The sequence below is a fragment of the Solwaraspora sp. WMMD792 genome (genome assembly GCF_029626105.1).
Classification (GTDB): Bacteria; Actinomycetota; Actinomycetes; order Mycobacteriales; family Micromonosporaceae; genus Micromonospora_E.
Genome location: NZ_JARUBH010000004.1, coordinates 1 through 26,770 on the forward strand (window position 1 = coordinate 1; position 26,770 = coordinate 26,770).

Here is a 26,770-nt window from a genome sequence, read left to right on the forward strand (position 1 = left end):
GGACCGGGTCCGCGCGTACGCCCGGACGGTGCTGCTGATGCGGGACCACCTGGCGGCGGTCGCGGCCACCCTGGTCGAGGCTGCCGTCGGCCACCGCGACGGCCTGCCCGCCGAGGTGGCCGACGCGGTGGACCGGGTCGACGAGGTGCTGCGCCACGACCCTGACGCGTACGCGGTCGGCACACCGCCGGAGCCAGGCCCGGCCGGTGCCGGCCAGCCCGACCCGGCAACCGACGACGGCACCCGGGACGAGGCGGCCGCCGCCGAGCCGGCCGCCCCGGACCTGGCCGGGTCGGAGCTGACCGCCGCCGACCGGGCCAAGATCCGGGCGTGGGCCACCGGGCAGGGTCTGCCGGTGCCCCGGCGGGGGAAGATCCCGGCCGACCTGGTCGACGCGTACCGGCAGGCGCACAGTGGATAGCCCGCCGCACCGGCGGCCGCAGGTCGAGCCCGGCCAGGCGCGTGCATGGGCGGAGGAGTGCGCGAACGGGTCGGACCCGGCCGGGTCGGTGGCGTGGTCGCTGCTGGCCATCGCCGCCGACCTGGCCGCTATCCGCCGCCACCTGACGTCGCCCAGACCGGGCCGCCGCTGATGGCGTCGGTGTCGTTGCCGGTCTACATCCGGATCGGCGGGTCGGCGGAGACCGAGATCGGCACGGTGACCGTCGACCGCGACGAGGTGGCAGCGTCCGTCGACGGCGGTCTGCTGCGCCGGGTGCTGGCGCTGGCGCTGCGGTCCGCGGCCGCTGAACTCGAGTCACCAGATCTGGAGGGGGATGCGGGTGGCGCGTGACACGACGGTGTCGGTCGCCGGGATGGATCTGCTCGGCCGCCGCCTGGACCGGATGCCGGCAGCGGTGCAGGAGGGTGCCCGGCGGGCGGTTATCGGGGAGACGCGGGAGACGGCCGACGACATGCGTGAGGGCGCGCCCCGGGACACCGGCGCCCTGGCCGAGTCGGTGCAGGAGGAGATCGACGCCGGCGGGCTGACCGGCCGGGCGGTGGCCACGGCACGGCATGCGACGTTCGTCGAGCACGGCACCGAGGACACCCCGGAACAGCCGTTCGCGCAGCCGGCCGCCGAGCGGGCCCGGCGGCGGTTCCCGCGCAGGGTGAAGAAGGAGACGGGCGTGTCGCTGCGGAAGCTGGCCCGCTGATGGCGGTCGGCTGGTCCGGCGCCGACCCGCAGGAGGCCGCCGACCCGGAAGACTACGAGCTCGGCAGCAGGCAGCAGGCGAACGAGCCGATCACCCTGACGCACGTGCGGGTGTGGGCCGGCGAGAACGAGATCGACTACCCCGGCCGGGTCGGCAAGATCTGGACCACGAGCGGGGTGCTCCTCGCCTCGGCGGTGATGCCGACCAGTCTCCCGGTGGGCTGGTCGACGCACGAACTGTCGTCACCGGTGGAGCGCCTCGCCGGCGAACAGTACGTGGTGTCCTACCCGACAGGTGGGAATTACGGGGTACTCGTCGACGCCCTGGACGACGCCGTGGTGTCGGCCGACGGTGCCGTGACGACGCTGTCCAGCGCTGCGGTGCCGAACGGTGTCTACAACGAAAACCCGGGATCGTTCCCGTCGCTGTCGGTCGGGAACTGGTACGGCGTCGACGTCGCGTACGACCTGGGTGTGGCGTCGGGGACGGCGCCGACGATCACCGCGGTGGACGTGGCGTCGGACGGTCTGCAGGTCGAGGTGACGATCACCGCGACCGACCCGGACGGCCTGGACGACGCCACCTACCGGGTCGACTGGGGCGACGGCACCACCACGTCCGGGTCGACCCCGATCCTCACGCACGCCTACGCCACGTTTGGCGTGAAGGCGATCCTGGCCCGGGTCACCGACGCCGGTGGGCTGTCCGGGTACGCGGCGGCCGCCGTCGACGTGCAGGCCGCACCCGGGGACGGGTCGCAGTCGCCGATCCACCCGGTGCAGGCCGCGATCCACGCCCGGCTGACCGGCGACAACACGCTGATGGGCATGGTCACCGGCGTGTGGGACCAGGTCCCCGAGCCGGCGGTGAAGCCGTACGTGCGGATCGGTGACCACCTGTCCATCCCGGACAACGACCATGGCGGGTTCGGCCGGAACATCACCGTCACCGTGCACGTGTGGACCGAGGCGCGGGGTAACGCCGATGGGCAGGCGATCGCCCGGCGGATCGGGGTGCTGCTGGATCACCGGCCGCGTGAGCTGACGGTGACCGGGCACCGGGTGGTGTCGATCCGCAACGAGTTCGACCAGGCGGTGCCGACCACGGACCCGCAGGTGCGTCATCACGTGATCCGGTTCCGGATCATCACATCGCAGGTAGAGGAGTAGCAGCGTGTCTGGACTTGACGCGTTCGGCACCCAGTTCAAGCGCGGGGACGGTGCCACGCCGACCGAGGCGTTCACCGCCATCGCCAACGTGACCAGCATTTCCGGGCCGGCGCGGACGCGGGAGACGATCGACGTCACCGCCCACGACAGCCCGGACGGGTGGATGCAGTTCGTCGGCAGCCTCAAGGACGGCGGCGAGGTCAGCCTTGAGATCAACTACGACCCGACCGAGGCGACGCACGACCTGGACGACGACTTCGACGACGACCAGCCGCGGAACTACCAGATCGTGATCCTGCCGGACACGGCAGACGAACACACGTGGGACCTCGCCGGCATCCTCACCGAGCTGGGCGACGAGTTCCCGTACGACGACAAGATGGGCCGCAGTCTGACCGTCAAGATCAGCGGCAAGCCGACCCTCACCCCGACCGGGAGCTGACGACCGATGACTTTCCTGAGCCGTGACCAGATCCTCGGCGCGTCCGACCGCACCTTCGACGAGGTGCCCGTGCCGGAGTGGGGCGGCACCGTCCGCATCCGCAGCATCAGTGGTGCCGAGCGGGACAGCTTCGAGCAGTCGCTGCTGCAGCAGCGGGGCCGGGACCGCAAGGTCAACATGCGCAACGCCCGCGCGAAGCTGATCGTGTTGTGTGCGGTCGACGGCACCGGGCGGAAGATGTTCACCGAGGACGACATCGCCGCCTTGTCGCGGAAGAACGCGAAGCCGTTGGACCGGATCTACGACGCATGCCAGCGGATCGCGGGCCTGTCCGACGACGACGTCGACGAGCTCACGGCGGATTTCGACAGCGCCCAGAGCGACAGTTCCGCTACCGACTAGCGCTCGCCCTGGGCATGCCGGTCGGGGTGATGCTCGCGGCGATGGACTCGCGCGAGGTCGCCGGGTGGATGGCGTACGAGCGGGTGACCGGGCCGCTCGGCCCGGCCCGCGGCGACATCCAGGCCGCCATCGTGGCGTCGACCATCGCGAACTCGAACCGGGGCAAACGCGGGAAGCGGTACCGGCCGGAGGACTTCATTCCGGAATGGGACCGCCCGGAGGCGGCCGCCGGCCCGCAGGACGAGCACGACCACCTGCGGCTGATCAAACAACTCAACGCCCAGATGGGCGGCCGTACACGTCGAGGAGGTGACCCGGGTGGCGACTCTGGCGGACCTCATGGTCAAGATCGGCGTCGACGCCGGCGGCGTTGAGAAAGGCACCAAAGCGATCCGGTCGACGTTCAACCGGACGTGGCAGGCGGTCAAGAAGTCCGCTGCGATCGGCGCGGTCGCGATCGGCGCCACCCTCGCCGTCGGCATCGCCGGCGCGATGGACCTGGACCGGGCCCGCGCACAGCTGGAGGCCCGGCTGGGTGATCCGGTGCTCGCGGCGAAGGTGGGTGATGTCGCCGGCGAGGTCTACGGGAGAGGCTTCGCGGCCAGCGCTGCCGACGCGATGGCCGCGACCAGGGCCGTGCTGTCGTCCGGACTGGTGCCGGACGGGGACGCCGCGAAGCTGGAGGACCTGACCGTACGGACCCAGGCGTACGCGACGGCGTGGGGCGTCGACGTCGCAGCGGCCGCGCAGTACGCCTCCACGTTGATCGGGTCCGGGCTGGCGCGGGACGCGACGCACGCCCTGGACCTCATCACCGCGGCGAGCCGGCGCGTACCGGAGGCACTGGTGCCGGACGTGTTGGAGGTCGCCGACGAGTACAGCCAGTTCTTCCGTGCGGTCGGGTTCAGCGGTGAGCAGACGTTCGCGCTGCTGACCGACGCCGCGACCAAGGGCAAGTGGGGTCTGGACAAGACCGGCGACGCCATCAAAGAGATGACGCTCCTGGCCACCGAGATGTCCGACTCGACGAAGACCGCGTACGAGTCGATCGGGCTCGACGCGCACAAGATGTCGAACGACCTGTTGGCCGGTGGTGACCGCGCCCAGGCCGCGTTTCAGAAGATCGTCGGCGGACTGGCGTCCATCAAGGACCCGACCAGCCAGGCAGAGCAGGCGATCGCGCTGTTCGGCGCGCCGTTGGAGGACCTCAACAAGTCGGACATCCCGCAGTTTCTGCAGTCGATGGCGTCGGTGGGTGACGGCCTGGAGACCGTGGCCGGGGCGAGCGACTCGGCCGGTGCCGCGCTGGAGGGCTCGGCCAGCCAGCGACTCGACAACTTCCGCCGGAAGGCCGAACTGGCCCTGGTCACCACGCTGGCCGATGCCGTGCCGTACATCGAAGCCACCTTCGGCTGGCTGCAGAAAAACTCGGACTGGGTGGTGCCGTTGGCGACCGGCCTCGGCATTCTCGCTACGGCGATCGCGCTCGTTGTTATCGCGGTCAAGATTTGGACGGCGGTGCAGACCGCGTGGGGCATCGTGATGGCGACGACCCTCGGCCCCGTCCTGCTGATCATCGCCGGTGTCGCTCTGTTGGTCGCAGTGATCGTGTGGATCGCGACGCAGACGACGTGGTTCCAGGACCTGTGGTCGGTCATCTGGACGGCGATCGTGGCGGTCGTGAAGTGGGCGGTCGACTGGATCGTCACGGGCTGGACGTGGCTGTTCGATACCGTGATCACCCTCGCCAAGCTGTGGTGGACGGTCTTCTCCACCGTTTGGATCACGATCGGGAAGTTCTTTATCGCCTTGTTTAAGACGTGGTGGGGCATCTTCTCCGGCTTTTGGAAGGGTGTCGGCCGGATCGCGGTCGCGATGTGGAACGAGATCCAGTCGAGGATCGACCGGTTCGTTGCATTCTTCAAAGGACTCCCCGGCAAATTGTCGCGCGGCGCGCGGGGCATGTTCGACGGGCTGAAGACGGCGTTCCGCACTGCCCTGAACTGGCTGATCGCCCGGTGGAACAACTTCTCGCTGACGTTGGGTGGTGGGTCGGTCCTCGGCCTGGACATCCCGTCGGTGACCCTGTCGACGCCGAACATCCCGTACCTGGCCGATGGTGGGATCGTGCCGGCGACGCCGGGTGGCCGGCTGGCGGTGATCGGTGAGGGCCGGTACGACGAGGCGGTGGTGCCGTTGCCGCGCGGTGCCCGCGACCTGGACGGTGGCGGCGGGGACACGACGGTCCTGTTCGAGGGCGACGGCAGCCGACTGATGGCCCTGTTGTTGGAGATCATCCGGGAGCTGGTGCGGGTCAAGGGTCGCGGGAACGTGCAGTTGGCGTTCGGGCAGCGGGGTGCCCGGTGAGCACCCGTTTCACGCCGGTCACTGAGCTGTTCTACGCCGGCGAGTGGCATGACATCTCGGCGGATGTGTTCAACAAGCGGAAGGTGCGGATCACCCGGGGCACGCAGAACGAGGGCGGCGAGCCGGATGCGGCGACCTGCACTTTGATGATCAACAACGGTGCGTCGCGGGTCGCGGCGGGCGTGGTGGGCCGCTATTCGCGGCGCAATCCGCGCTCGGATCTGTTCGGGGTGATCGGTCGGCGGGTGCCGATCCGGGTCACCGTGCCGCAGCTGACCACCGCGCCGGTGCGGTTCGTCGGCGATGTGCTGGAGTGGCCGGCGCAGTGGGATCTGACCGCGTCGGTGCGGTGGGTGGAGGTCACCGCGTACGGGCTGCGGCACACGGTGTCGGCCGCGCCGCTGCAGTCCGCGTTGCGGCGTGCGATCCCGGCGACCGGGCCGGCCGGCTACTGGCCGTTGGAGGATCCGGCGGGGGCGCCGCTGGCCCGGTCACCGATCCCCGGGTGCCCGCCGGCGCGGCCGTTCGGCTACTCCCGGTTCGAGGCGCCGAACACTGGTGAGCCGATCCCTCCGGCCGGGCTGCCGGAGTTCGGCACCGGTGATGTCGGGCCGGGGTCCGCGCCGGTGGTGGATCTGTCCCGGGGCGGCACCCTGCGGGGCCTGGTGCCTCAGCCGGCGGGCGGGTCCGGGTGGCGTGTCGAGTGGGTGATGACCCAGCCCCGGGACCAGGCCGACTCCCGGACGCCGATCTGGTGGGAGACGACCGACGCGTTCACGGATCATCCGTCCGAGGAGACGATGCGCTACGAGGCCAACGTCGCTCCTGAGGGTCTCACCGTCTTCTATGGTCGGGCGTTGACCAGCTTCGGGTCGGGCTGGGCCGCGTTCACGATCGCCGACGGGCTGCCGCACCACTACCGGGTCGACGGTGACCAGGACGGCGGCAACATCCGGATCCGAGTCTGGGTGGACGGCCTGCTGGCCGCGACCGTCGCCAGCTTCAGCGACACGCTTGCCGGCACGGTAGGGCAGGTCACGGAGTGGGTGCTCAACCCGCGTGAGCGGGAGAACGGCGACGACCTGATGCCGTCGCTGGGGCACGTCGCGATCTGGTCACCGGTCCCGGGCACCTCGGACACCGTGTCAGCTGCCACCGGCCACGCCGGCGAGACCGCCGGGGACCGGTTCGAGCGGCTCTGCGCCGAGGAGTCGGTGCCCGGCTCCTCGCTGATCGGTGACGCCGCGTCGTCGGCGCCGATGGGTCCGCAGCGGCGGTTGTCGGTGCTGGAGTTGCTGCAGGAGTGCGCGGACGCGGACGACGCGATCCTCACCGAGGCGCGCGGCACCCGGGCGCTGGTGATGCGGCTGCGGTCCACCCTGTACAACCAGACGCCGTTGGTGCTGGCGCACGGGTCCGGTCGGCTGGCGTCCCCGTTGACGCCGGTCGACGACGACAAGCTGATCGTCAACGACGTCACCCTGCGGAGCACGGCCGGCGCCGAGACACGCATCGTCCAGGAGACAGGTGCGCTGAACGTGCAGGATCCGACGGACGATCCGGACGGGGTCGGCCGGATGCCGGTCGAGCTGGACCGCAACGTCGCCGACGCGGCCGAGCTGGAGTCGGCGGCGTGGTGGATGCTGTCGGCCGGCACGATCGACGAGACCCGGTTCCCGCAGATCCCGGTGGATCTGACGTCGCTGGCGTGGGACGACACCGCCCGCGACGCGGCCGCCGCCGTCGACGTCGGTGACCTGGTCCAGCTGCAGGGCCTGGACGCGTTCGGGCTGCCGCCGGACCCGGTCGAGCAGATCGTCGAGGGCTACGCGGAGGAGTTCGACCTGTCGTCGCTGCGGATCACGTGGTCGACGAGCCCCGCCGCGCTGTACCGGGTCGGTGTGCTGGCGTCAACGACCCGCACGGGCACCCGCGGATCGGTGACCACCGCCGACGTCGACGCCGGGGTCGACACGGCGCTGCCGGTGGCGAGAGCCGCCGGGAACCGATCGCTGTGGACCGTCCGGCCGCCGGACTACCCGATGGAGGTGCTGGTGTCCGGGGTGCGGTTGACCGCCACCAGCTGCGCCCAGGCCGGTCCCGTCAACCCCAACGGAACGTTCGAGGTTGACGCGTCGGGCTGGTCCGGCACCGGCGGCACCGTCGGCCGGTCGACCGCGCAGGCGCACACCGGGTCGGCGTCGCTGCTGCTGACTCCCGACGGGGTCAGCGCCGAGGCGATCGCCGCCACCGATGTCATCCCGGTGCACGCCCTGGACGGCGCGTACGCGTGGACCTGGTCGGCGTGGGTGCGGTGCGCGTCGACGCGTGTCATCGACATGCAGATCCTGTGGTATGACGACGGCGGCGGTCTGCTGGGCACCACCACGGTGACGGCCGGCGTCATCGCCGACACGTGGACCCAGCTCACCGCGACCTCGTCCCCGCCGGCGTCGGCGGCGCGGGTCTCCGGTCGGGTCCGGTTGACCGGCACCCCGACGTCGGGGGTGCTGACCTACATCGACGACGCCGAACTGTTCGAGCCGGGCCGGCAGACGTTCACCATCGCGGCCACCCCGGTCAACGGCGTGGTCAAGACCATCCTGGCCGGATCACCGGTCCGGCCCGTAGCGCCGTGGAGGCTCGCCCGATGACCATCGCCGACGGCCAGATCGTCACCGGCGACGACCTGGCGACCCTGGTCGACCCGCCGGCCGCCGTCCTGCGGATGTCGTCCGCGCAGGAGATCCTGGCGTCCACTGATACGAGCGTCGAATGGGACGTGGCGGAGCTGGACACGCACGGCGGCTGGGACTCCGGCGAGCCGACCCGATACACGTGCCAGGTCGACGGCTGGTACGAGGTCTCCGGCCACATCATGTGGGAGCCGTACGTCGCCGACCGACGCCTGGCCTGGCTGTGGCTCAACGGCGTGTCGGTCCTCGGCTCGCGGGAAGTCATCTGGCCGGCGACGTCGGACACGGCACTGTCGGTGGCGCACGCGCCGCTGCTGCGCATGGAGACCGGCGACTACGTGGAGGTCCGTGTCCGGCAGGCCACGGCCACCCCGCTCGACGTGCAATCCGGCACCAACCAGGCGGCATCGGCGCTGTATGTCCACTACCGCCGGCCACTGTAGAGAGGAATGACATGGCTCTGCTCATCGTGCTCGCCGCCGCCGCGCTGGTCGGCCTGGTCGGCGGGCTGCTCGCCTACGCAGCAGGCTGGGACGACGACTTCCCGGAGGTGTCCTGAATTGGCCAGATGGACAGACCTCGCCACCTGGCGTGGCCCTACCGTGAACAGCGGCAACGGCACCGGCAAACCCGACGAGCCGGCGGACCGCCTGGACGCGCATCACGGCGTCGTGGTGCACATCGCCGCCGGATACTTCGACGGCACCATCACCTGGCAGCGCAACCCGGCGTCGCGGGTGTCGTCGCACTTCATCGTGGCCAAGGACGGCCGGATCGCACAGATGGTCGACACCGACATCCGGGCATGGACCCAGCGGGCCGGCAACCGCACCTGGCTCAGCATCGAGAACGAAGGCTTCCTGCCGGACCCGCTGACCCCGCCGCAACTGGAGTCGAACGCCCAGCTGTTGGCCCGTGCCCACACCGAGCACGGTGTGCGGCTGCAGATCGCGTCGTCCCCTGACGGCCGCGGTCTCGGCCACCACAGCATGGGCGCCGAGAACGGATACGACTGGGGACACAGCCAATGCCCGGGGCCGGCGATCGTTGCCCAGAAGCCGGCGATCGTGGCCAGGGCGAAGCAAATCGTCGAAGGAGATGACGTGATCAGTGAGGAAGACCTCCGCAGGATCGCTATCGCGGTCAACGGCTGGATTTACCCCAAGGATGGGCCGGCGCTGCACACGGCGGCCCGTGGTGCCGCCGCTGATGCCGCGAGAGCGGTTCGTGACGTCGCAACCCTGCGGGTGGAGGTGCGGGAGGCGCTCGGCCGGGACTGGGTCGACGAGGACGCCATCATCGCCGGGGTGCTGACCGGGCTCGCCGCCCGGCCACCGGAGGAAGCGGCGACCGCCCTGGTCGCGGTCCTCGGCGAGGAGCGCGCCGCCGCGCTCGGCCGGGCGCTGCTCGCCACCAACTGATGGACCCAGGCCTACTCACCGCGCTGGTCGGCGCCGGCGCGGCGGTGCTCGGCGCCGCGGTCGGCGGGCCGGCCGCCGGCGCAATGGTCGGCCGCCGGCTCCGCCAGGCCCAGGCCCAGCACGCCGCCGCCCAGGCGAAGCACCTGCAGGCCGAGACGACCCGGATCAGCCAGGACGTCTACCAGCAGCTGACAAGTGACCTGCGAGACGCGCTGGACCGGGCCCGGAGCCAGATCACCGACCTGCGTGAGGCGTTGCGGCTCACCAGTGCTGAAGAGGAGAGGCTTCGCCAGCGGGTGACCGACCTGGAGTCACGGCTGGCGCAACTGGCGACCGCTGAGGCGGGCCTGGCCGACGAGCTACGCCGGACCCAAGGCGACCGGGACCGGCTTCGTGAGGTCCTGGCCGCCCGCGACGCCACGATCCTGCAGCTGCGCGGCCAGGTCGAGGACCTGACCGCACAGTTGCACCTTGCCCGCCCATCGCCGGCATAGAGCCGGTGAAAGATAGGAGACCCTCGTGCCACAGACCCCGACCGATCCAGCCGATCCGCTGCAGGCGGCGGCCGGCACCCGCGCCGGCATCGAGGCCGCGCTGACCGGCCGACACCGGTCGACCGTCCAGATCGCCCGGCACCTTGCCTGGTCGCACCTGCCGCCACCGCTGGCCGCCGTATCTGCCCGCATCGGCAGCGCGGTGCTCGACCTCGTCGCGGACCTCCCGGACGGTCCGGAGCTGACCACCGCGATTCGCCGGGCGGTCGAGGCGAAGGACTGCCTTGTCCGCGCGGCCGTCGACGCGACCGACGAGGAGCGATGACCATGGCCAGTCCTGTCACCACCCAGTCCCGCCACCCGTGGCGGGCCACCCTCCGGACGGCCGTCGCCGCGGCGATCGCCGCGCTGCCGCTGATCCCGCTCGCCGCGACCGAGGCCGGAATCGACACCGTGCCGGCCGTCGCCGGCGTCGTCGCGGTCACCGGCGCCATCACCCGAGTCATGGCCATCCCCGGCGTCGACGCCTGGATGCGGCGGTACGCGCCGTGGCTGGCGTCCGCACCCCGACACGAGGTCCCGCCTGGACGCTGACCTCCGTACACAGCAGCGGCCCCGCACCGAGTCCGGTGCGGGGCCGCTCCGCCATGTCTCAGAAGTCTGGACAGATGTACTGCCGCACCACAGCCAGGATCTGGGTGGCGGTCTCCTCCCCGAACCCGTCCGGATACCCCGGCGCCGAAAATCGCAAGTTCGTGAGCTGGACGAGCTTTGCCTCGTCTGCCTCGCCGTTGCCGATTGACTGGCACTGGCTCCGGCCACGGTCGATGATCGTCTTCTCGTCCTTGTCTCCGACGATGTCCGGGTTGATGTCCTTCAGCGCGCTGATGTAGGCAGCCCAATCTTCAGGCGATGGGGTAGGCGGGATCCCGGCGGCCGCAGCGGCGGAGGCAAGGCTGTCGTCCGCCGGTGCCGACGTCGGGGCCGGCGTGGCCGCGTCCTCGTCAGAGCCGGCACCGCAGCCCAGAGCGGTGACGGCGGCCGCCACGATCGCGGCCACCAACATTCTGTTACGCACGTCGTCTCCTCGGTTCTCGTGGGGCCCCGCCGTCGCCGGCCGGGGCGGGGCCGTCGGGGTACGGGCGGGCGCGATCACGGTGCCAGCGGCGGCCGCAGCACGCCATCGGACCGTCGGGCAGGCGACACCCACCGTTACGGGGATGAGACTCGGGTGCACCGCCGCATGCTCGTGGCTAGGCCCACTCCACCACGACACGCCAGCGCGCCGGCCACCACGGCTCACCGGTCTGGGCGCGCAGCCACACCCCCGGCGCGGCGGCGGTCACGTCCAGGCAGAGCAGCTGCCCGCTCCGACCGTAGACCCGGACGACGATCACGGCCGTGACGGCACGGTGCACCGCCATGGCCTTGAGAGCAGGGTGGTCCGGCGTGGCCACCGCCACGACAGCAGCGGATGGTCGGCCACGCCGGCATCGTCCAGCTCATCCCGTCGGTCCGCGCGCCACTGCACCGCGCGGATCAGGTCGGGGCACCCCTCGGGCTCGCACTCCGGGCATCGTGGCCAGACCGGTGGTGGCGGGCCGTGGTGGATGGCCAGTATTCGCGCCGCCGTGGCGTCGTCCATCGGCCCGGTCATATGGATCGCCGCACCAGGCGGTACTTGGCGATGGCCCGGCGGGTACGGGCCCACACCAGCTGCGGGCAGTCCTCGGTGCCGGGGCAGTCGGTGTGACAGCGGTGGCCGGCGGCGTGTGCGTGCACGGCGCCGGCCGCCGCGTCGTCGATGTCCTGATCGGTGATCGGCCCGTCGTCCATCGCGGTCACCGCGTTGGACTCCCGTCGATCCAGGTCCACGCCACGAACCGCTCGTGCAGCTCGGCAGGGTCGGTGATACCCGCCTCGCGAGCCGCGACGGTCAGCATCTCGCCGATGTCGACCGACAGCGCGAGCGGTTCGCTGGCGTACGCCTCCGCCAGCTGGACGCGGGCCGGCGAACACGGCCAGGGCGTACCGTCCGGGCACACGACGCAGTCCCACGTCGGCCGGTGCGGGGTGTGTGCCGGCTCGACGGCCGGGGCGGCCGGTCTGGACGTGCCGGTCACGGCAGGATGGTGCGGCCGCCGTTGCCGCCGCGCTGGTCGGCACGGTCGGTGCGGGTCGCAGGCCGGGTGTCGGTCGGCCGGGCGGGCTGGTCGACCCACCGGCGGCGGCCGGGCACCGGACGGACGACGTCGACCACGCCTGCGTCGCGGAGGAACCACTTCCCGATCATCTTCGCGCTCCTCGAGTCAGCGGGGCGGCGGCCCGGCGAGCACGGGGGAACCCGGCCGGACCGCCGCCGATCCGGGGTGGCCCGGCCCCGCGGATCCGCGCGCTGGATGCCGATCAGGACCGGGCCGGCTGGGCGGCTGAGCGGCCCGCCCATCTTTGCGTACGCAAAGCGTTGGACTGAGTGTGACCGCAGTAACGACGCGACGTCAAGGCTTTGCGTACGCCTAAACTGGGCCACATGGCGGGCTATCGGGAGATCGCAGCGGACCTCCGCGAGGCGATCGCGGCGGGCGAGTACGCGCCCGGCGCCCAGATCCCGACCGAGCACGCCCTGGCAGAGCGGTACGGCGTGTCACGGGAGACGGTGCGTCGGGCACTGGCCGAACTGCGCGCCGCCGGCGTACTCGAGTCGGCCCGGGCCGCAGGAACGCGAGTCGCGGCGCCACCGGTGCGGCTGGCGCTGGCGCGGTACGCAGCCGTCGCCGACCCCGCCCGCACTCGGGCGAACCTCGGCCCGTGGGAGACCGCCTGCGCCGACCAGGGCATCGACGGGTCGGTGGAAGTCGTATCGGTCGAGGAGGCCATACCTGCACCACCCGGCGTAGCCGCGCGGCTGGCTCTGCCTGCCGGCGCCTCAATGGTGCTGCGCCGCCGTCGCCACTTGATGGACGGCCGTGTCGTCCAGCTGCATGAGTCGTGGATGCCGCGTGACCTGGTGGCGGGCACGGCGCTCGCCGGGCAGGGCAAGGTGGTCGGCGGCGTGTACGCCGCGTTGGCCGCTGCCGGCATGCGGCCGGCGACCGCGAGCGAGGAGCTGTCGGCGCGGCCTGCTGCGTTGGCCGAGCAATCGGACCTGGGCTTGGCGGCGGTGGGCTGGGTGCTTGAGCTGTGGCGCACGACGCGAGACGTCACCGGCCGGCCGCTGGAGGCGTTGCAGGTGGTGTCGGATGCCCGCCGGGTGACGTACGTGTACGACGATCTGCCGATACGGGGCGAGAGGTGACCATCATGGACCGGGTCCAGGCGTTGGAAAAGCTGACCGCGGCCGCTACGGCGGTCGACGAGGCCGAGGCTGAGATGCTGGCGGCTGCCGCGCTGGACACCGTGATGTCCCATCCAGGGCTGCGGTACGCGCCCGTCGACCAACGGGCCACCAGGTGGGTGGCGGCGTGCGACGGCGTGCTGCTCGGGTACCTGTGGTCGGAGCCGGGGCGGCTGCTCGGCGGGTGGACAGCCGCACGGCTGGACGAGTCAGACCGGCTCGGCCCGTTCTCCACTGGTCGGGCCGCCGCAGCGGCGCTCGCCCGGCACTGTGGTGCAGCTCCTGCACACACCGGCCCAACGTAACTGCTAGTGATCTAAAGTTGACATTGAGCCGGGGGGGGGGGGGGTCCTCGATGAGGGGTTCAGCCCCACCCCCGCCCCCCGCCCCGGCTCAGTCTCCAGATCGGACGACGGGCCGGCCAAGGCGGTGCCGGTCAAGGCGGTGCCGGTCCATGAACCCATCCGCGTACGCGCGTGCCACGGCGCGGCTGCGGGTGCGGGAGATCGCGGCGTGTGCCGCGACGCCAGCCGCGAGCGCGGCGGCGGCGATAATCGGTGTGGACAGTCGTTCGAGCATCATCGGTGATGCGCCTCCGGCAGTGGAGTCCCCGTTTGAAGATCTCACCGTAAGTGGATCGCTACGGCATTGACCTCGGGTGATCGGCCGGGATCCCAGCCAGCAGGACGCGAGGGTCATACGTCTGTCCGACCGGATGATCATCCAGTTAGGTGCCCCTCAGTCATGGTTGACGACTGATCAACGACGAGTACGTCCACGGTCGTTGAACCTACTCGCCAGCCCGGCGGCCGACGCATACACCTCACGGATCGCCTCGGCGTAGCGGGCCGGGGTGTGTTCGGCGCAGCGGGCCGCCGCCGCGGCCGCCTGCCGGCGGGCCGTGTCCGGGTCGAGCAGCAGCCGCAGCACCCCGCCGGCCAGCGCACCCGGCTGCGGCTCGGTGCGCAGTGCGGCGCCGGCAAGCGCGCCGTGCGCGTGCAACGCCCGGTCGACAAGTACCACCGGCACCCCGGCCAGGCCGGCTTCCTGCAGGACCAATGCCTGGGTGTCGGTCTGCGAGGCGAACGCGAACACCTCGGCGGCCCCGTACGCCGCAGCCACCACCTCCGGACCCTGCTGGCCGGTGAGGGTGATCCGGGCAGCCACCCGAGGGTCGATGGTGCGCAGCAGCGCGGCCAGCCAGCGCGGCTCGTACAGGGCACCGACCAGCACCAGCCGGGCGGTCGGGCAGCCGACCAGCACCCGCTCGAACGCGGTGATCAGCAGGTCGATGCCCTTCTCCCGGTTGATCCGACCCACGTAGAGGACCACCCGGTCGCTGGGCGTGATGCCGTGGCCGTACCGGAAGGCGTTGATCTCGTCGGCGGTGGTGCGGCGGGCCGCGACCCCGGTCGGCACCAGGTGCACCCGGTCGGCGGGCACCGGCAGGTGGATTCGGTCCAGCACCGCCCGGGTCGGCACCACCACCGCGTCGGCGCCGCCGAGCAGCAGGGTGTTGGTGGCGTCCATGGCGGCCCGGCGGCGGGCGACGGCGCCGCTGGCCATCGGCCGGTGGTCACGGGCGTGGCCGGCCGGTGCCGCCGCCGGGCGGGGTACGCCGAGCCGGCGGGCGTACAGCCGGACGCCGGCGCTGAGCGCACGGGCCGGCACCCGGTACGCGTCGGCGTACGCGTGCAGGTCGGTGTGGTAGGTCTGGACCAGCGGCAGACCGAGCCGGCGGGCGGTGAGGACGCCGAGCAGCCCGACCGGTCCGGGGGTGTGCACGTGCACCACGTCCGGGGCGTGGGCGGCGATCTCGGCGATGGTGCCGGTGGCGGCGGCGCCGCGCAGCAGCCACGGCGACAACCGCAGGTCGGCGACTCCGCAGGGCAGCGCACGTAGCCGCAGCACGTCCGCCTCGGTCGGCTGGTCCGGGTGCCGGGGCACCACGATCAGGCCGGGATGCCCGGCGGCGGCCGACGCCGCCGCGAGAGTCCGCAGCGAGGTGACCACCCCGTCGCGGCGGGGCAGGTACGTGTCGGTGAAGTGCACTGCTCGCACGTCAGGCACGGTGGGTCACCGGGGCCAACATGATGTAACGGTAGGCCAACAGCGCCGTTAAGTCTGCTCGTCCGATCAGCCGACGGCCAAGATCGTGAACTCGCTGGCGACGTAGACTCGCGGGCATGACAGGACTCGCGGCATGGCAGCGGTGAGCACCCCGGCACCCGCGCGCCACGATCTGGCCGAGGTGGGGCGGAACGCGGCAACCCTGCGTAGCTTCCTGCACGGGCTGCCCGGCGTCGATGAGGTCGGCGCGCGGCAGCGGGCCGCGACGCTCGGCACCCGGTCGATCAAGACGACGGCCAAGGCGTGGGCGATCGACCTGGCCGTCCGGATGGTCGATCTGACCACCCTCGAAGGCGCCGACACCCCCGGCAAGGTACGCGCGTTGTGCGCCAAGGCCCGCCGCCCCGACCCGACCGACCCGGACTGCCCACCGGTCGCCGCGGTCTGCGTCTACCCGTCGATGGTGCCGACCGCCGCCGAGGCGCTCACCGGCTCCGGCGTGCACCTGGCCAGCGTGGCCACCGCCTTCCCGTCCGGGCAGGCGCCGCTGGAGGTGAAGCTGGCCGACACCCGGGCGGCAGTCGCCGCCGGCGCCGACGAGATCGACATGGTGATCAACCGGGGGGCGTTCCTCGCCGGCCGCTACGAGCAGGTGTACGCCGAGATCGTCGCGGTCAAGCAGGCCTGCGGCGACGCCCATCTCAAGGTCATCCTGGAGACCGGGGAGCTGGCCACCTACGACAACGTGCGCCGCGCCTCCTGGCTGGCGATGCTGGCCGGCGGCGACTTCATCAAGACCTCCACCGGCAAGGTGCCGGTCGCCGCGACCCTGCCCGTCACCCTGATCATGCTGGAGGCGGTACGGGACTTCTACGCCGCCACCGGGCGGCGGATCGGCGTCAAGCCGGCCGGCGGCATCCGCACCACCAAGGACGCGATCAAGTACCTGGTGCTGGTCAACGAGACCGCCGGCGACGAGTGGCTCACCCCCGACCTGTTCCGGTTCGGCGCTTCCACCCTGCTCAACGACCTGCTGATGCAGCGGTCGAAGCTGCACACCGGGGTCTACTCCGGTCCCGACTACGTCACCCTGGACTGATCAGCGTGTTCGACTACGCACCGGCACCCGAGTCCCGCTCGGTCGTCACCATCCGCGACTCGTACGGCCTGTTCATCGACGGCGAGTTCGTCGACCCGACCGACGGCGGGGCCCGCAAGACCGTCAACCCGGCCACCGAGGAGGTCCTCGCCGAGGTCGCCGAGGCCGGCCCCGGCGACGTCGACCGGGCGGTGGCCGCCGCGCGTACGGCGTACCAGCGGGTCTGGGGTCCGATGCCCGGCCGCGACCGGGCCAAGTACCTGTTCCGGATCGCCCGGGCGCTCGCCGAACGCAGCCGCGAGCTGGCCGTGCTCGAGTCGCTGGACAACGGCAAACCGATCCGCGAGTCCCGTGACGTCGACCTGCCGCTGGCGTCGGCGCACTTCTTCTACTACGCCGGCTGGGCCGACAAGCTGCCGTACGCCGGTTTCGGCCCGGACCCGCGCCCGCTCGGCGTCGCCGGCCAGGTCATCCCGTGCGCCGTGCCGGGGAGGGCCGGCGCACGCACCCCATCCACAAACGGCAGCGGCCCTCGCCGCGACATCGGCAAGGGCCACCCATCCCAACCATCGACGTGAGAGGTCGACGTGGAACACGAGAGTACCGAAAACCAACCGGACACCGTACCGACCAGGTCCGACATCTGCGGCCAGCCGGCCGTCAACACCGTGGTGGCCACCACCAACGACGACTCCGGCCAGCCGACCCCGATCCGCCCGGGTGTGATCCGGACCGGGGCGTACGCCGGCACCGTCTCGACGTGCGATGCGCACGTCGACCAGGCCACCGCCGGCCTGCGCGCCGCCGGCCTCGTGGTCGATGTGTTCGCGCCGATCATCCCGACGGCGGCGGTGTGCGGCGAGATCTGGCGGGTCGCCGCCGACTCGGTGCTCACCCCCGACGGCGGACCGGAGCACCAGGCGCTGCAGCGGGCGGCGGCGGGCACCGGCCCCGGTCCGGAGACCGCACCGGTCGACCCGACCCCCGACCCCGACCCGGCCGGTGACGCCGGCGGGCACGGGGTGGCGGGCGGCTGGTCCGGCCCGGCCGGCTGCGGCGCCAGGTGCCTCTGCGGGCTGGCCGTGGACGGATTCGACAGCATGGCTCCGGCGCTGGCGCTGCTGGACGAGCACATCGCCGGCGCCACCACCGCCGACTCGCCGGAGGACGTGCCGGTGTCCCCGGCCGCTGACGTCGCCGTCGACGTCGTCCAGCGGTGCGGCCGGCCGGCGGTGGCCGGTGTGGCGACGCAGCCACACCCGCTGCGCTGGACCGGCCCACGGACGTACGCGGGCACCATCTGGGTTTGCGCCGGGCACGAGGACGTGGTGACGGAACAGGCCCGGACCGGCGGGCTGGACACCGGGCTGGTCGGCGCTCCGGAGCGGGTGCGGTGCGGCGAGATCTCCGCCGAGGGAGTTGACCTGGCCGACGTGCCGGCCGGCGCGTGGCCGCGCCTGGCGGTGCTCGCAGCTGCGAACGTCACCGCCGTCGACGCCGGCCGGGCCCCAGACGACGCGATTCCGTCGGTGCGTGCCACCGAGCTGCGGCCGGGGATGTGGGTGGCGACCGGCCGGGACGACGTGCCCGGTGTCGAGGTCCGCGCCGTCGAGGTTGGCGCCGCCGGACTGGTCGGGGTGCTCCTGGCCGGCCCGGAGTACGCCGAGCACCACGCCGACGACCTGGTGCCGCTGGTCGACGAGGAGACGGTGGCCGCCGCTGCCGAGGCGCTGCGTGTGCGGACCCGCCGTCAGCTGATGCTGGACGGGCTGCGCGCCCTGGTCGCGGCCGCCGAGCGGGACCCGTCGATCCTGCCGGTCGACCGGCTGCAGGTGACCGGCCGCGCCGCCAACCTCGCCGGTCTGCAGGCGTTCGCCGCCGAGCTCGGCTCCGACGTGGTCCCGGTCGGTGAGCGCCTGGTCGCCGAGCTGCTGACCGGCGGCGGTCCGGCCGATGACCTCGGCGGGTCGTCCGCGCCGCTGTCGATCGAGATGTACGTCTACAACGACGCCGACCCCGCCGACCAGCCGGCCCCGCCTGCGCGGGGAACCGCCGCCGTGGTGGTGCCGGCACAGCCGACCGGGGGTGACCTGTGACCGCCAAGATCGGACCGTACAACAGCGAGGACGAGGCGTTGGCCGCGCCACTGCCCCGGCAACTGGCCGAACTGCACACCACCGGCCGCATCCGGCCCGGTGACGGCACGGCCGAGGGCACGCGCCGGGCAGCCCTGATCGCCGCCGCCGTCGACGCCGGCGTCGAGCTGGGCGACCTGGACCACCGGGTGCTCGCCTGGCTGGCCAGCTGGGAGACCGCGACCGTGCAGGTCGTGATCGGCCTCCTGGCGCGGGCGCACGCCGCCGGCCGGGCCGCCGGCCCGGCACCGCTGGCGCAGGACCCGCCACGCCCCCCGGCCACCCCGGCACCGGGCCAGCCGGCCGACGTCACCGCCGCGCTGCTGGCCGAGGCAACCGACCCGTGCGAGGCCGCCGCCGTCGAACTGCTGGCCGGCGCCGGCCTGCTCGACCACCCGGCCGTGACCCGACGCATCACCTCACCCGGCGTCGTCGGATGGAACGCCCTGCACCTGGCCGCACTGGATGACGCCCTGGGCGACGACATCACCGACGCCCAGCACCACCTTCTGTCCCTGGCCTGCAGCCTGGGCAGCCGCGGACTGCTCCCGGCCTGCCTCCGCCAAGCCCTGTGGGGCATGTGGGAGACCCCGGACACGGCCGGCCTGGTGCTCGGCGCGATCCGGACCGCCCTGGGCGGTGATCGCCGGTGACCACGGGGATCGCAGCCGCGCTGCCCGAGGCCGGCGGGCTGCTGATCATGGCGCTGATCGTCGCTGGCGGGCACGCGGTGCGGGTGCTGGCCGGTCGGGCACGCCGTGCGGCCGCCGCCCGGCGGGCTGATCGGGCGGCCCGGGTGGCGGCCCGGCAGGCGCGGCGGGCCGCTGCCGACCGGGCGTGGCACGACCGCCTGGCCGCGCTGCTCGACGAGCACCAGCCGGCGGGAGGTGCGCGCCGATGAAGGTGTTCGCCTCGCATTTCTGGGCCGGGTCCGGATGGTGGACGGCGCCGATCCACCCGCTGTGGCTGGCGGCCGCGCTGCTGCTGTTCGCGGGCGCGCTCCGGGCCGCCGTGGTGGTGCGCCGCCGGCGGACCCGCCGCCTGAACGAGCACTGGGCGTCCGTGACCGCCGCCCTCGCCGTCCGGCCGCGCCATCACGACCTGTCGACCTGGGCGGTCGTCGCGATCACCGTGGCGGTGTCGGTACCGGTCAGCGCGGTGATCGGCGCGGTGGTGGCGCTGATCGCGGTCACCGTGGCCGGTGCGGGCCGGGGCGACCCCTGGGCCCGTGCCGCCCGCGTGGCGGGCCTGACCCGCGACGTCCGCGACGCCCTGGACCTCGCCCGCCCCAGCACCACCGCCCACGACCAGACCGAGCAGAGAGGACAGCAGCAATGATTCTGCTGATCGTCGCGGCAGCCTGCCTGGTGGTCGCCGCGCTCGCGGCCGCCGTGCGCCGGGGCCTCCTCAGCACCGCCGCCGCCGAGGACCGGCACGAGGGCTGGGACATGCACACCGGGGAGTTGTCGGCGCTGCGCGTCGAGCTGACGCAGGACCTGCCCGCCTCAGCCCTGCCGTGGCCGGAGCCGGTCGACGGCGAACGCTGGCCGGAGCCCGTGACCGGACGTACGGCGCCCGCTGGCGGGGTGTACCGCTCGGCTCCGGTGCCCGTCGTGGACACGGGCCGGCGCCGGGCGGAGCCGCCGGACGACGGCACCGGCCAGTGGGCCGCCGCGAACCCAGCCACAGCAGGCGTCAATCCGTGGTTCGCGCAGCACGTGGCCAGGTCGACGGCCCGGGGCGGGTCGTGGTGACCGCCGGTACGCCCGGGTGGCCGCGCCGTGCGGCCACCCGGGCCCCGGCCCCACCGGCGGAGCTCGCCGGCGCGGCCGGCGCACGCGCACAGGTGTGGATCGCGGTCGCCCGTGCCGGTGTCACCGCCCACAAGATCCGGCCGACGACCGACGACAAGCAGCGCCGGACGGTGTGCGGCCGGTTCGTCAGCTCCGCCGAGCGGGAGCAGGGCCAGGTGCTCGCGGCCGCCGTGGTCGCCGAGCGCTACCGCGCGGCCTGGTGCCCGCACTGCTGGCCATCACCCCAGACACAGACAGAGGTGAGCCGATGACGGCCAACCTGCCGGTGTACGGCGTGCGGGAGATCCCGGACGGCCTGGCCACGGTGACGATGCTGCGCCGGATGCGCCGCAAGCCCGCACCCGACCAGGCCCCGGCCGGCATCCTCCGCTACAGCCGCGGCAAGGACACCACGCACCTGTTCACGGTCGCCGACACCGTGGCGATGCGGCCGCTGACCGCCCGGCAGCGGGCGGCGGCCGAGGCCAGCCGCGTCTACCCCCGGCACTGCGAGGTGTGCGGGTGGGACGCCGGCGGGCCGCTGCCGTCGAACGGCCGTGGCGCGCACCGGTGCCCGGCCTGCGACGCCGAGGACCGCTACGACCAAGTCCGCGCCTGGCGCGCCCAGCAGCGGTCCGAGGCCTCCGCCTGGGCCGCCGAGGCACTCGCTGACCCGACCGCCATGGTGGTGGCGACCCGGTCGATCGACCTGGCCCCCGCCGGGCCGGGGCAGACGGTGAAGCGGACCGCCGTCGCCGAACTCGTCGTCGTGTCGCTCGCCGATCCGGCGGTGGACCGGCTGCACATCACGTTGATCCCGGACCGGCGGCCGAAACGCAAGCGGGACCTGCCGGCCGGCGGCCGGCTCGTCGAGGCCGCCGCGCCGGGCGTGGCGGCCTGGGTGACCGGTCGGCGGGTCGTGGCCTGGTCGGAGTGGGAGGTCTCCGCCCTGGACTGGGACCTGCGGGACGCCGGAGTCCAGCCACCCCGGCCGGGGACGCGGCTGATCTACCTGCCGCGTCTGCGGGCGATGAGCCACCAGTACAGCCAGTGGTGCGGACACATCGGGTCGGCCGGCGTGGTCGACCAGTCGCGGCCGCCGGGCGGCCCGGTGGAGGAAGTCGACTGGATCGTCGACACGCTGCGCCGGATGGCCGCCTCACCGGTTCGGGGAGTCAGCCAGTGACCGGGCAGACCCAGCCGGCGCTGTGGCGGGTGCCGCCGGAGACCCGGACGGCGCTCGAGTCACCGGAGTTGCTGGTCGACCTGGCGGCCGCGATCGAGTCGGCGGACGCCGCAGCAGCGGGTGAGAGCCGCTGGTCGCGGGCGGTCGCCGCCGCTGGTCGGGTCCGCGATGTGCTGCGGGCCCGGATGGTGCCGGAGGCCGCGCCCCGGTCCTGCCAGTCGCCGGCCCTGCTGCGCGTCGCGGAGGAACGGCTCCGGCAGATCGAACGCAAGCGGTACGACGCCGTCCACGATGACCAGCGCACGTCCGGCCAGCTGTGGCAGATGGCGTGCTGGTGGGCCGATCCGGAGTCGACCTGGCTCGACTGGCCGTACGTCGATGGCTATCCGGAGCACGGTGACCGCGTCGCCGACCTCGTGCGTGCCGCCGCCCTGCTGACGGCCGAGGCGGACCGGATGCTGCGGCTCAGAGCCCAGGGACTGGCGTGACCGCGCGCCCGCCGGCCCGGCCGGACCTGCCTCCGGTGCTGTGCCTGGACTGCGCGACGCCGCTCACCGACCCCAAAGCGCGGGCGCGTCGGGTCGGATCGCTGTGCTGGCGGCGCCGGCGGGCCGAGGCCCGCCGCCAGGAACAGGCGGCGGCCGCCTCGGTGCTCCCCGACCCGGTGCGGGTGCGTGGCGGCCGCGACGCCGGCCACGACGGACCAACGCTCGTCGACCCGGCCGGCGTCATCGAGGAGGCATCCCGGTGACCCGCCGCACCCCGGCCCGGTCGCGGGTACCGCCGCACCTCCACCAGGCCACACGAGATCTGCCGGCGGACCACCGTGGCCGCCGGGTCTGTGTCGTGTGCGGGCTGCTCGGCGAGCCGGGCGACGCGCACCACCCGATCACCCTGCCAACCACCCCGGTGTCCCCGGTCCTCGCCGCCGCTGCGGCGGCTCGGGACGCCGCGATCTTGGGAGAACGAGATGCCGATTGAGGATGACGAGTTCGAGACGGCGTACCGGGCCGCGATGGCTGCCCGGCCGGGTCAGGCCGTCTACCCGGACGACGTCCGCAGGTCACTCGGCCAGGCCCGGCGGCCCGCCCTCCGGACGCCGGCACCGGTCCGGCCCGCCCCCGTCAAGCCGGTGGCCCGGCCGGCCGTCGCCGAACCGGCGCCAGCGTCGCCGGCGGCCGCCGTGGCGTCGACGGGCGTCGAGCGCGCGGGTTGGCTCGGCCGGCGCTGGCGGTGGCACGCCACGGTGATCACTCCGTCCGGCGACGAGCACACCGTCACCGGCCACGCGTGGCGCTGGGCGACGGCGTGTGACCGCGCTGCCCGGGTCGCGCAGATCCTGCTGACGCAGGTGACCGATGGGTGACCCGACCAAGCCCGCGCGACAGGAGCTGGGGACTGAGGTCTGGGTGCACAGCACGTGGGACCACCTCATCAGGGTCCGCGACCACCTAGGGCTGATCGGCCTCCTCGTCGTGCCGACCACCAAGGCTGGCAAGCCAGCACCGGTCGATCCGCAGCTCATCAGCAAGGGCCGGTACTCCTGGCACGGCCGCTACCACCTGACCGGAGGCGGCGGTGCGTAACCGCGACCTCCGGCGTGTGCAGCAGGACTTGGCCGCCCGGCGGGCCCGGACACCGGCCGAGGCCGCCGAGCGTGCCCACCGTGGTGCCGCGCTGGTGCGGCGGGCGCTCGCCGGCGAACCGGTCCCGGACCCACCGCAGGCGACCGCCGGGCCTCGGCCGGCCCGGCCGCCGGTGCTGGACGAACTGGTGTCCTGCGCGGGCTGCTACCGGCCGCACGTCGGCGAGCCGGGCTCGCTGTGCGAGGCCTGCGCCGGCGCGCAGCCGGTGCGACTGGACGACATCGAGACGGGAGTGGGCTGAGTGACGAGTCAGCAGGATGTGGAGGCGGCGGTCCGGGCCGAGCTCGGCCGCCTCGCCTGCGACGCCGTTCAGGCGCTCCGCCGGGTCGGCGTGCCGGTGCCGGTGATGCCCGGCACGGCGGCCGCCGCCAACGAGGTGGAGGCGCTGCGCGCGCAGGTCGCCCGCCTGACTGAGCAGCGGACCGCCCTTATCCGGCTATGCCAGCAGATCCTCGACAGGTGCGGCGGGCAACTTGGCGGGCCGTTCCTGCTGCTCGCCGTGGCCGAGGGCTGGCGGCGGCAACTGGCCGAGGCGTCTGCCGACGACCCGCCGCCCGACTGAGTCCATCGCCCTTGCCCAGCTGCTGTTCTCCGTGGCCCGGCCTGCCGAAACGGCGGGCCGGGCCGCATCGCATCCACAGGAATCCATAGACGTTGATGATCATCTACGGGGGGCGGTAATGCCCTACTGGCTCGAAGACGACGCCTTCCCGAACTGGCCGGTGTGGGATGTGCTCAGCGCAGGGAACGTCGACATGGCGGACCGGCTGCAGTCCGCGTACGTCCGATGCAAGAGCACGACCGCCGGCGTGCTCGCGGACGGCTACCTCACCGAGCAGGCCGCGTTGACTCAGTGCCGGGGCCGGCCCAAGGTCCTGGCGCTGCTGGCGACGGCGGTGCTGGACCGGCCGCCCTTGCTCCACCGGCGTGGTGATGAGTGCGAGTGCCTCGGCGACGGCGTGTGGATCGACGGCTACGCCTACCGCGTCCATGCGTTCTCAAAGCGGAACCCGTCGCGCAAGGAGTACAACCGCAACCGCGCGCAGAAGGCTGATTTGCGCGACAGCAGGCTGAAGGCACTGGTGTACGGCCGCGACGGCGGCTGCTGCCGCTTCTGCCACAGCGGGCCACTTAACCCCAAGAGCGGCCGCGCGAAGGACGCACGCAAGCGTCTGCAGTACGACCACGTCGACCCAGACGCGCCGGCCGGCCCCGAGGGACGCAACCTCGTCGTGGCGTGTGGCCGGTGCAACGAGTCCAAGGGGCACAGGACGCCCGACGAGGCGGACATGGTGCTGCTGCCCCCGCCCACCCCGGAGGAGGCCGCCGCGTGGCACGCGCGCGGCCCCGTCGTGCTCGACCCGCCGCCGGCCAGCGCCATCCCGGCCGCCCCGGCGGATCACCGACCGATCAGCGACCAATCAACGACGAACCACGAACACGAACAAAAACCGACCAGTGATCGCGATGACGAACCGATCACCGGTCCCGACAGTGATGCGAACGACGATCACACGCCACCACTGCACCCAACACCAGCACCGACCAGCGACGGCCCGATGAGGGAACAGCGCCCGGAAGGGTCCGGGCTGGGTCGGGGCGGGCCACCGCGCTCATCAGCACCGCCACCCCCGCCCGCCGCAGCCTGGACCGGCCAGCCAGTGAGGTCCCAGGAGTACCCGGACATCTACCACCGACGCAGCCGCGGACCTGCCAGACCAACCGCACCACCACCAGCCGACCACCCAGCGATCCCCGACCCCGGCCCACCGGACTACCGCTGGCCCGCCGGGTCGGTGCCCACCCGTCCGCCCGGAGAGGAACCCACCGGTGGCTAACCAGACCGACCCGACGCCGGACGCGGTGCGCGGGCAGATCGAGGCGCTGCGGGAGGCCTACTCGTGGCTGGCCCTGCTGGTCGAGCCGGGCCGGGAGCGCCGGCCGGGCCGGCCGGTCGATGACGCCCAGGCGGAGCGGCTGGAGGCGCAGGGCCGGGCGGATCGCGCGTACCGGCAGTGGAACATCTCCCGTGGCCTGTCGGCTCTGCCCCCGTCGCCGGCGGCCGCCTCGGTCACGGTGGTCGACGCGCAGGCCTCCGTACGCCGGCGGGTGCTGGACATCGCGCACCGGGTGGCCGCCTGGCAGCACGCCAGCTGGGTCGGCGGGCCCGACGTCGACCAGGTGCTGTCCTGGCTCGACGAGGCCGGGCCGGGCCGGCCGGCGGTCGTCGACGAGCTACGCGACCGCCGACGACTCAGCTGGCTCGTCGACGAGCTGGCGACCGCCGTCGCGTCCGCCCGGCAGGCGGCCGGGGTGGTGGCAGAGCCGGTGCGGCCGGTGGCGTGGCGCTGCCCGGCCTGCGGGTCGCCGTCGCTGCAGCTGGCCCACCCGGGCGCGGACAAGTCGCTGTGGACCATCTCGTGTGTCCGACGGGCCTGCCGGTGCGCGGGTGCCGGGTGCGGGTGTCTGCGGCGGGACCGCCGTCAGGGCCTCGCCCACGTCTGGACTCGGGCGGAGCTGCCAACGCTGGCGCAGGCGGTGGCGATCGCGGACCGGGTCGCCCGGCAAGGGCGGCCGGTGACCGGTTCGGCGGCGGCCGGGCATGGCGGCTGGTCGGATCGGCGGACCGTACGGTGAGCGGGGTGGTCGTCGACGGGCAGGGCCGGCAGTGGTGGACCACCTCGTACGCCGTGCTGCAGCTGCAGGTGGCCCGCCACTGCCTGGGTGATTGGGTGCGCAGGTCCCGTGCTGCCGGGCATGTCGCCGGTGCCGATCCGGCGGACTGCCCGGCCTGCCCGCCCGACGCGGCCGCGTTCCCTCACGTCGACCCGCCGGCACGCCGTGGCCGGGTGTACGGCTATCAGGCTGAGCAGTTGTTGAACGTCGAGGCACATACCGGACGCGCGGGCCGGCCAGGGCGACGGAGGGCACTTTGACAAGATCGCGTTCCAATCTCATCATTGGTGCAGCGCCAGGAGTCTGCCCACGATCGGGAAGTGCGGCGTGATGGATCCCCGCCCCCGCAAGACCCCCAGCCAGTGGCGTACCGCCCCGTTGCCCCGGGGGTGGCGGACCCGGATCGTCCCGCGGATCCTGCGCCGCGACCGCACGTGCACGTTGCGCACGCATTGCAGGGGCGCACAGTCCACCGAGGTCGACCACATCGGCGACCCGGAGGATCACGGCGACCACAACCTTCGCGGGGTGTGCTCGCGGTGTCACGCGCATCGGACCGGGCAGCAGGGCGCGGCAGCGAGCAACGCGGCGCGGCCGACGAGGCGGCGGCCGGATCGAGGCGCCCATCCTGGCCTGATTGTCACTGACGGTGACGGTAGGGGTGGGGGGTGCCCCCGGGGCGG

At 73.1% G+C, this 26,770-nt stretch carries 40 protein-coding genes and 1 pseudogene; 35 read left to right on the forward strand and 6 right to left on the reverse strand.

Annotated features, from left to right (window positions below; genetic code table 11):
• From O7629_RS00490 to O7629_RS00555, 14 genes are all read left to right on the forward strand, one after another.
• The coding region (locus O7629_RS00490) for a histone-like nucleoid-structuring protein Lsr2 (protein ID WP_278167004.1) at nt 1-421 on the forward strand (421 nt) is incomplete at its 5' end.
• Between the two features lie 45 nt (nt 422-466).
• Nucleotides 467-793: a hypothetical protein gene (locus O7629_RS00495; protein ID WP_278167005.1), complete on the forward strand. Its 327-nt coding sequence runs from the start codon at nt 467-469 to the stop codon at nt 791-793.
• A complete protein-coding gene (locus O7629_RS00500; RefSeq protein WP_278167006.1) occupies nt 783-1,157 on the forward strand; it encodes an HK97-gp10 family putative phage morphogenesis protein in 375 nt (124 codons plus the stop codon). The genes O7629_RS00495 and O7629_RS00500 overlap by 11 nt, the downstream gene beginning before the upstream one ends.
• Nucleotides 1,157-2,326, forward strand: coding sequence for a DUF4082 domain-containing protein (locus O7629_RS00505; RefSeq protein ID WP_278148126.1), 1,170 nt, complete (start codon nt 1,157-1,159; stop codon nt 2,324-2,326). The genes O7629_RS00500 and O7629_RS00505 overlap by 1 nt, the downstream gene beginning before the upstream one ends.
• Before the next feature lie 4 nt (nt 2,327-2,330).
• On the forward strand, nt 2,331-2,768 hold the full coding sequence (locus O7629_RS00510; RefSeq protein ID WP_278148127.1) for a phage tail tube protein: 438 nt from the start codon (nt 2,331-2,333) through the stop codon (nt 2,766-2,768).
• 6 nt (nt 2,769-2,774) lie between these two features.
• A complete protein-coding gene (locus O7629_RS00515) occupies nt 2,775-3,170 on the forward strand; it encodes a hypothetical protein (RefSeq protein WP_278148128.1) in 396 nt (131 codons plus the stop codon).
• A gap of 41 nt (nt 3,171-3,211) precedes the next feature.
• Nucleotides 3,212-3,544, forward strand: coding sequence for a DUF4035 domain-containing protein (locus O7629_RS00520; RefSeq protein WP_278166998.1), 333 nt, complete (start codon nt 3,212-3,214; stop codon nt 3,542-3,544).
• Nucleotides 3,489-5,537 (forward strand): phage tail tape measure protein, encoded by a 2,049-nt coding sequence (locus tag O7629_RS00525; RefSeq protein WP_278166999.1) that lies wholly within the window; start codon nt 3,489-3,491, stop codon nt 5,535-5,537. The genes O7629_RS00520 and O7629_RS00525 overlap by 56 nt, the downstream gene beginning before the upstream one ends.
• Nucleotides 5,534-8,191 (forward strand): hypothetical protein, encoded by a 2,658-nt coding sequence (locus tag O7629_RS00530; RefSeq protein WP_278127515.1) that lies wholly within the window; start codon nt 5,534-5,536, stop codon nt 8,189-8,191. Before O7629_RS00525 ends, O7629_RS00530 begins: the two co-directional genes overlap by 4 nt.
• Nucleotides 8,188-8,676 (forward strand): hypothetical protein, encoded by a 489-nt coding sequence (locus O7629_RS00535; RefSeq protein ID WP_278127514.1) that lies wholly within the window; start codon nt 8,188-8,190, stop codon nt 8,674-8,676. Before O7629_RS00530 ends, O7629_RS00535 begins: the two co-directional genes overlap by 4 nt.
• 117 nt (nt 8,677-8,793) lie before the next feature.
• Nucleotides 8,794-9,654, forward strand: a complete 861-nt coding sequence (locus tag O7629_RS00540) for a peptidoglycan recognition family protein (protein WP_278166962.1) — start codon at nt 8,794-8,796, stop codon at nt 9,652-9,654.
• On the forward strand, nt 9,654-10,148 hold the full coding sequence (locus O7629_RS00545) for a hypothetical protein (protein WP_278127512.1): 495 nt from the start codon (nt 9,654-9,656) through the stop codon (nt 10,146-10,148). Before O7629_RS00540 ends, O7629_RS00545 begins: the two co-directional genes overlap by 1 nt.
• A gap of 25 nt (nt 10,149-10,173) precedes the next feature.
• Nucleotides 10,174-10,473, forward strand: a complete 300-nt coding sequence (locus O7629_RS00550; protein WP_278127511.1) for a hypothetical protein — start codon at nt 10,174-10,176, stop codon at nt 10,471-10,473.
• Between the two features lie 2 nt (nt 10,474-10,475).
• A complete protein-coding gene (locus O7629_RS00555; RefSeq protein WP_278127510.1) occupies nt 10,476-10,742 on the forward strand; it encodes a hypothetical protein in 267 nt (88 codons plus the stop codon).
• 58 nt (nt 10,743-10,800) lie between these two features.
• On the opposite strand, the gene O7629_RS00560 is transcribed toward O7629_RS00555, so the two are convergent.
• The 5 genes from O7629_RS00560 to O7629_RS00580 form a co-directional block, all read right to left on the reverse strand.
• The gene (locus tag O7629_RS00560; RefSeq protein ID WP_278166963.1) at nt 10,801-11,226 is read right to left on the reverse strand and encodes a hypothetical protein; all 426 of its coding nucleotides are present in this window, start codon (nt 11,224-11,226) and stop codon (nt 10,801-10,803) included.
• Between the two features lie 175 nt (nt 11,227-11,401).
• On the reverse strand, nt 11,402-11,611 hold the full coding sequence (locus O7629_RS00565) for a hypothetical protein (RefSeq protein WP_278166964.1): 210 nt from the start codon (nt 11,609-11,611) through the stop codon (nt 11,402-11,404).
• 190 nt (nt 11,612-11,801) lie between these two features.
• Nucleotides 11,802-11,993 (reverse strand): hypothetical protein, encoded by a 192-nt coding sequence (locus O7629_RS00570; protein ID WP_278166965.1) that lies wholly within the window; start codon nt 11,991-11,993, stop codon nt 11,802-11,804.
• Nucleotides 11,990-12,271, reverse strand: coding sequence for a hypothetical protein (locus O7629_RS00575; protein ID WP_278166967.1), 282 nt, complete (start codon nt 12,269-12,271; stop codon nt 11,990-11,992). Before O7629_RS00575 ends, O7629_RS00570 begins: the two co-directional genes overlap by 4 nt.
• Nucleotides 12,268-12,441, reverse strand: a complete 174-nt coding sequence (locus tag O7629_RS00580; protein WP_278166968.1) for a hypothetical protein — start codon at nt 12,439-12,441, stop codon at nt 12,268-12,270. The genes O7629_RS00575 and O7629_RS00580 overlap by 4 nt, the downstream gene beginning before the upstream one ends.
• Before the next feature lie 237 nt (nt 12,442-12,678).
• Between O7629_RS00580 and O7629_RS00585 the strand changes: the two genes are divergently transcribed.
• Nucleotides 12,679-13,443, forward strand: coding sequence for a GntR family transcriptional regulator (locus O7629_RS00585; protein ID WP_278166970.1), 765 nt, complete (start codon nt 12,679-12,681; stop codon nt 13,441-13,443).
• A gap of 5 nt (nt 13,444-13,448) precedes the next feature.
• Entirely contained in the window at nt 13,449-13,787 is a 339-nt protein-coding gene (locus O7629_RS00590; RefSeq protein WP_278166971.1) for a hypothetical protein, read from the forward strand.
• A 454-nt stretch (nt 13,788-14,241) separates the two neighbouring features.
• Here the strand turns inward: O7629_RS00590 and O7629_RS00595 are convergent, their stop codons facing one another.
• Nucleotides 14,242-15,543: a glycosyltransferase gene (locus tag O7629_RS00595; protein ID WP_278166972.1), complete on the reverse strand. Its 1,302-nt coding sequence runs from the start codon at nt 15,541-15,543 to the stop codon at nt 14,242-14,244.
• A 142-nt stretch (nt 15,544-15,685) separates the two neighbouring features.
• Here O7629_RS00595 and deoC point away from each other — a divergent pair, with 142 nt between their 5' ends.
• The 19 genes and pseudogenes from deoC to O7629_RS00690 all read left to right on the forward strand — a co-directional run bounded on the left by deoC (nt 15,686) and on the right by O7629_RS00690 (nt 26,347).
• Nucleotides 15,686-16,651, forward strand: a complete 966-nt coding sequence (gene deoC, locus O7629_RS00600) for a deoxyribose-phosphate aldolase (RefSeq protein WP_278166973.1) — start codon at nt 15,686-15,688, stop codon at nt 16,649-16,651.
• A 5-nt stretch (nt 16,652-16,656) separates the two neighbouring features.
• Nucleotides 16,657-17,127 (forward strand): annotated as a pseudogene (locus tag O7629_RS00605) (aldehyde dehydrogenase family protein); the annotation flags it as partial.
• 111 nt (nt 17,128-17,238) lie between these two features.
• On the forward strand, nt 17,239-18,747 hold the full coding sequence (locus tag O7629_RS00610; RefSeq protein WP_278166975.1) for a hypothetical protein: 1,509 nt from the start codon (nt 17,239-17,241) through the stop codon (nt 18,745-18,747).
• On the forward strand, nt 18,744-19,439 hold the full coding sequence (locus tag O7629_RS00615; RefSeq protein ID WP_278166976.1) for a hypothetical protein: 696 nt from the start codon (nt 18,744-18,746) through the stop codon (nt 19,437-19,439). Before O7629_RS00610 ends, O7629_RS00615 begins: the two co-directional genes overlap by 4 nt.
• The gene (locus tag O7629_RS00620; protein WP_278166977.1) at nt 19,436-19,687 is read left to right on the forward strand and encodes a hypothetical protein; all 252 of its coding nucleotides are present in this window, start codon (nt 19,436-19,438) and stop codon (nt 19,685-19,687) included. Before O7629_RS00615 ends, O7629_RS00620 begins: the two co-directional genes overlap by 4 nt.
• Nucleotides 19,684-20,124, forward strand: a complete 441-nt coding sequence (locus O7629_RS00625) for a hypothetical protein (protein ID WP_278166978.1) — start codon at nt 19,684-19,686, stop codon at nt 20,122-20,124. Before O7629_RS00620 ends, O7629_RS00625 begins: the two co-directional genes overlap by 4 nt.
• Nucleotides 20,121-20,540: a hypothetical protein gene (locus O7629_RS00630; protein WP_278166979.1), complete on the forward strand. Its 420-nt coding sequence runs from the start codon at nt 20,121-20,123 to the stop codon at nt 20,538-20,540. The genes O7629_RS00625 and O7629_RS00630 overlap by 4 nt, the downstream gene beginning before the upstream one ends.
• The gene (locus tag O7629_RS00635) at nt 20,537-20,851 is read left to right on the forward strand and encodes a hypothetical protein (protein WP_278166980.1); all 315 of its coding nucleotides are present in this window, start codon (nt 20,537-20,539) and stop codon (nt 20,849-20,851) included. The genes O7629_RS00630 and O7629_RS00635 overlap by 4 nt, the downstream gene beginning before the upstream one ends.
• Nucleotides 20,848-21,765, forward strand: a complete 918-nt coding sequence (locus tag O7629_RS00640) for a hypothetical protein (protein WP_278166981.1) — start codon at nt 20,848-20,850, stop codon at nt 21,763-21,765. The genes O7629_RS00635 and O7629_RS00640 overlap by 4 nt, the downstream gene beginning before the upstream one ends.
• Complete coding sequence (locus O7629_RS00645; RefSeq protein ID WP_278166982.1) at nt 21,762-22,253, forward strand: hypothetical protein; 492 nt, start codon at nt 21,762-21,764, stop codon at nt 22,251-22,253. The genes O7629_RS00640 and O7629_RS00645 overlap by 4 nt, the downstream gene beginning before the upstream one ends.
• The gene (locus tag O7629_RS00650; protein ID WP_278166983.1) at nt 22,250-22,516 is read left to right on the forward strand and encodes a DUF6011 domain-containing protein; all 267 of its coding nucleotides are present in this window, start codon (nt 22,250-22,252) and stop codon (nt 22,514-22,516) included. Before O7629_RS00645 ends, O7629_RS00650 begins: the two co-directional genes overlap by 4 nt.
• A complete protein-coding gene (locus O7629_RS00655) occupies nt 22,513-22,746 on the forward strand; it encodes a hypothetical protein (protein ID WP_278166984.1) in 234 nt (77 codons plus the stop codon). Before O7629_RS00650 ends, O7629_RS00655 begins: the two co-directional genes overlap by 4 nt.
• Nucleotides 22,736-23,131, forward strand: a complete 396-nt coding sequence (locus O7629_RS00660; RefSeq protein ID WP_278166985.1) for a hypothetical protein — start codon at nt 22,736-22,738, stop codon at nt 23,129-23,131. Before O7629_RS00655 ends, O7629_RS00660 begins: the two co-directional genes overlap by 11 nt.
• The gene (locus tag O7629_RS00665) at nt 23,124-23,351 is read left to right on the forward strand and encodes a hypothetical protein (protein ID WP_278166986.1); all 228 of its coding nucleotides are present in this window, start codon (nt 23,124-23,126) and stop codon (nt 23,349-23,351) included. The genes O7629_RS00660 and O7629_RS00665 overlap by 8 nt, the downstream gene beginning before the upstream one ends.
• The gene (locus O7629_RS00670) at nt 23,344-23,652 is read left to right on the forward strand and encodes a hypothetical protein (RefSeq protein WP_278166987.1); all 309 of its coding nucleotides are present in this window, start codon (nt 23,344-23,346) and stop codon (nt 23,650-23,652) included. Before O7629_RS00665 ends, O7629_RS00670 begins: the two co-directional genes overlap by 8 nt.
• Complete coding sequence (locus tag O7629_RS00675; protein WP_278166988.1) at nt 23,653-23,973, forward strand: hypothetical protein; 321 nt, start codon at nt 23,653-23,655, stop codon at nt 23,971-23,973.
• A 118-nt stretch (nt 23,974-24,091) separates the two neighbouring features.
• Nucleotides 24,092-25,249: a hypothetical protein gene (locus tag O7629_RS00680; RefSeq protein WP_278166989.1), complete on the forward strand. Its 1,158-nt coding sequence runs from the start codon at nt 24,092-24,094 to the stop codon at nt 25,247-25,249.
• A complete protein-coding gene (locus O7629_RS00685; RefSeq protein ID WP_278166990.1) occupies nt 25,242-26,048 on the forward strand; it encodes a hypothetical protein in 807 nt (268 codons plus the stop codon). The genes O7629_RS00680 and O7629_RS00685 overlap by 8 nt, the downstream gene beginning before the upstream one ends.
• Entirely contained in the window at nt 26,045-26,347 is a 303-nt protein-coding gene (locus tag O7629_RS00690) for a hypothetical protein (RefSeq protein ID WP_278166992.1), read from the forward strand. Before O7629_RS00685 ends, O7629_RS00690 begins: the two co-directional genes overlap by 4 nt.
• Nucleotides 26,348-26,770: the final 423 nt, after the last annotated feature.